The sequence below is a fragment of the Haladaptatus sp. genome (assembly GCF_049589095.1).
In the GTDB taxonomy this organism is placed as follows: Archaea; Halobacteriota; Halobacteria; order Halobacteriales; family Haladaptataceae; genus Haladaptatus.
Genome location: NZ_JBAWAC010000607.1, coordinates 1 through 3,019 on the forward strand (window position 1 = coordinate 1; position 3,019 = coordinate 3,019).

General features: G+C 61.8%; 2 protein-coding genes and 1 pseudogene. 2 read left to right on the forward strand and 1 reads right to left on the reverse strand.

Features of this window, described 5'->3' with window-relative positions:
- Positions 1-505, reverse strand: a pseudogene (locus WBV42_RS19025) (hypothetical protein); the annotation flags it as partial.
- A 350-nt stretch (positions 506-855) separates the two neighbouring features.
- Between WBV42_RS19025 and WBV42_RS19030 the strand changes: the two are divergent.
- Complete coding sequence (locus tag WBV42_RS19030) at positions 856-2,025, forward strand: argininosuccinate synthase (protein WP_423987430.1); 1,170 nt, start codon at positions 856-858, stop codon at positions 2,023-2,025.
- Positions 2,018-3,019 (forward strand): argininosuccinate lyase (gene argH, locus WBV42_RS19035; RefSeq protein ID WP_423987431.1); only part of this gene is annotated, 1,002 nt, incomplete at its 3' end. The genes WBV42_RS19030 and argH, both read left to right, overlap by 8 nt.

Consider the following 3,019-nt stretch of genomic DNA (forward strand, 5'->3'; position numbering starts at 1 on the left):
TTATCGTCCCGTTCGCCACGAAGTCCGAACCGGCGAGGACGGATTGGATTTGAGACGCTTCTTCGATCGGCATCTGCCGAAAGCCGCCCGACTCGTCACGATACTGGCATGCTCCGTCTTCCGGACAGTAAGCGACCATATCGTCCGAAGAGTACCCGGTAAGATTCCGTTCCCCTAATCGACCGCCGTACCCCTTTATCAGGGTATGGCCGCCACCAACGTGCACGGTCAGCGCCCTGTCGGTCCACGTAGTCAAACCGACGCTTCGATTCGATCGGACGCGAACGTGCATTCGATAGTTCGACCCGTTGAGCGCCGCTTTGTGCGCCTTGATGAGTTGCTCGGCGTCGAATATCCACTGACCGTTGGCTCCGGGTGGGTAGGATGCTGGGTGGTTGGCAGTTGTCCGTTGGGGATCCGATTGTGAGTCTGACCACGGCAGGAAGTTCGCACACCCAGCCGTGAGCACGATTAGGACGAGGAGGACCGGAGCAAGACGACGCATAGTCGACAATTTGTTCGATACGTAATAAGTCTCGTTGAACAGAACCGCTGGCAATCGTTGCCGTCCCGAAAGACTTTAAGCGGTATGAACCAGAAGAGTTCGATAATGTCGCGGACTCGCGCCACTGGGGTTTGCCCTTCGATGAGCGACGAGTCCGACCACGGCTCATTCTGCGTCCGACGACGACGACCGGGGCTTTTCTAGTCCCAATAATACCCATTCCACTCCGACCGGTCGTTCGTTCAAAACTCACTCACGTGTGATTAACTCGTCTTTAGTCCATTTTCCATCTTTATTTCTCAAACTTCTGAGAAGAATTTAAGTATCTGTAGCCCTTGGCAACTCATACAATGAAAACGGTTGCACTCGCCTTCTCGGGCGGACTCGACACGACAGTATGCGTCCCACTCCTCGAAGAGGAGTACGACTACGACGAAGTCATCGGCGTCACGGTGGACGTCGGTCAGCCCGAAGAGGAGTTTGCAGAGGCGGAAGAAACGGCGGAAGCACTGGATTTGGAACACTACGTTATCGACGCCAAGGATGCATTTGCGGAGCAGTGTCTGGATGCGGTGAAGGCCAACGCGACGTATCAGAGCTATCCGCTCGGAACCGCGCTCGCACGCCCGGTCATCGCGGAAGCGATTCTCGACGTGGCGAAGGAGAACGACTGTGACGCGGTCGCTCACGGCTGTACCGGCAAAGGGAACGACCAACTGCGCTTCGAGGCGGTCTGGCGCGCCTCCGATTTGGAGGTCATCGCCCCCGTGCGCGAACTCGGCCTGACCCGCAAGTGGGAGATGGGATACGCCGACGAACACGACCTGCCCGTGGAGGGCGGCAACGAGGGCGTCTGGAGCATCGACACGAACCTCTGGAGTCGCTCCGTGGAGGGCGGCAATCTGGAGGACCCGGCCTACGTCCCGCCGGAGGAAATCTACGAGTGGACCGAACAACCGAGCGCGGAAACCGAACTCCTCGAAATCGAGTTCGAGGACGGTAAGCCGGTCGCCATCGACGGCGAATCGATGGGTGCCGTTTCACTCATCGAGTACCTGAACGAGTTCGCCGGAAAACACGGCGTCGGTCGCACCGACCTGATGGAAGACCGCATGCTCGGCCTGAAAGTCCGCGAGAACTACGAGCACCCCGCCGCGACGACGCTGCTCAACGCCCACGAAGCGCTCGAAGGACTGGTGCTGACGAAAGAGGAGCGCTCGTTCAAGACGGGCATCGACCAGCAGTGGGCCGAGAAAGCCTACGAGGGACTGCTTTCTGCCCCGCTCGTGGATGCACTCGACGGTTTCATCGACACCACGCAGGAGAAGGTGACCGGCACGGTCACCATCAAATTCGAGGGCGGACAGGCACGCGCCGTCGCCCGCGAGAGCGAGCACGCCGTCTACTCCGAGGACGCCGCCTCGTTCAACACCGAGACGGTCGGCAAGATCGAGCAGGCCGACGCGACGGGCGTCGCCAAATATCACGGTTACCAGGCTCGCATCGCGAACGATGAGTAAGGGAGACGGAGCGGAGAGCGAAGAAAACCAACTCACCGGGGACGGCGACGTCGTCCGCGGCGACCGCTTCAGCGGCGGTCCCGCCCGCGGGTTCCTCTCGTCGCTCGCCGCGGACGAACGCATCTTCGCGGCCGACCTCGACATCGACCGCGCGCACGTCGTGATGCTCGCCGAACAGGGGATTATCGAGGACGAAATCGCGGGCGACATCCTCACCGCGCTGAACGTGGTCGAGGTGAACGGGCACGACTCGCTCCCCGAAGGCGAGGACGTCCACGCCGCCATCGAGACGGCCGTCGTCGGAGAGGTCGGTCACGACGGCGGGAAGATGCACACCGCTCGCAGTCGGAACGACGAAGTGGCGACGTGCATCCGCTACCGCCTCCGCGAGGACGTGCTCGAACTTCTCGAAACCACGCTCGCGCTCCGTTCTGCGCTCCTCGAAGTCGCCGAATCGAACGCGGAGACGGTGATGCCGGGATACACGCATCTCCAACCCGCCCAACCCACGACCGTCGGACACTTTCTCGCGTCCTACGAGCAGGCTGTTTCCCGCGACACGGCACGTCTGCTGGATGCCTACGGGAGGATCAACCAGTGCCCGCTCAGCGCGGCGGCGTTCGCGGGAACTCCGTTCGACGTGGATCGCGAGCGCGTGGCGGAACTGCTCGGTTTCGACGCACTCCTCGACAACTCGATGGACGCCGTTTCGACCCGCGACTTCCTCGTCGAGACGGTCGCGGCGGCGGCGAACCTCGCGACGACGGTGTCCGGGTTGGCCGAAGACCTCGTGATCTACTCGAACCGCGGGTTCGTGGAACTCTCGGACGACTATGCGTCCACGTCGTCCATCATGCCGCAAAAGAAGAACCCCGACACCTTGGAACTCGCCCGCGCGGTCGCGGGCGACGCTCACTCCGGACTGTCGGGACTGCTCACGACGCTGAAGGGACTGCCGCGCGCGTACAACCGCGACCTGCAGCGTGCGACCCCG

Bases quoted from the DNA above. Each gene is read 5' to 3' on its own strand.
- WBV42_RS19030 (WP_423987430.1), top strand. From the start codon at position 856: ATGAAAACGGTTGCACTCGCCTTCTCGGGCGGACTCGACACGACAGTA.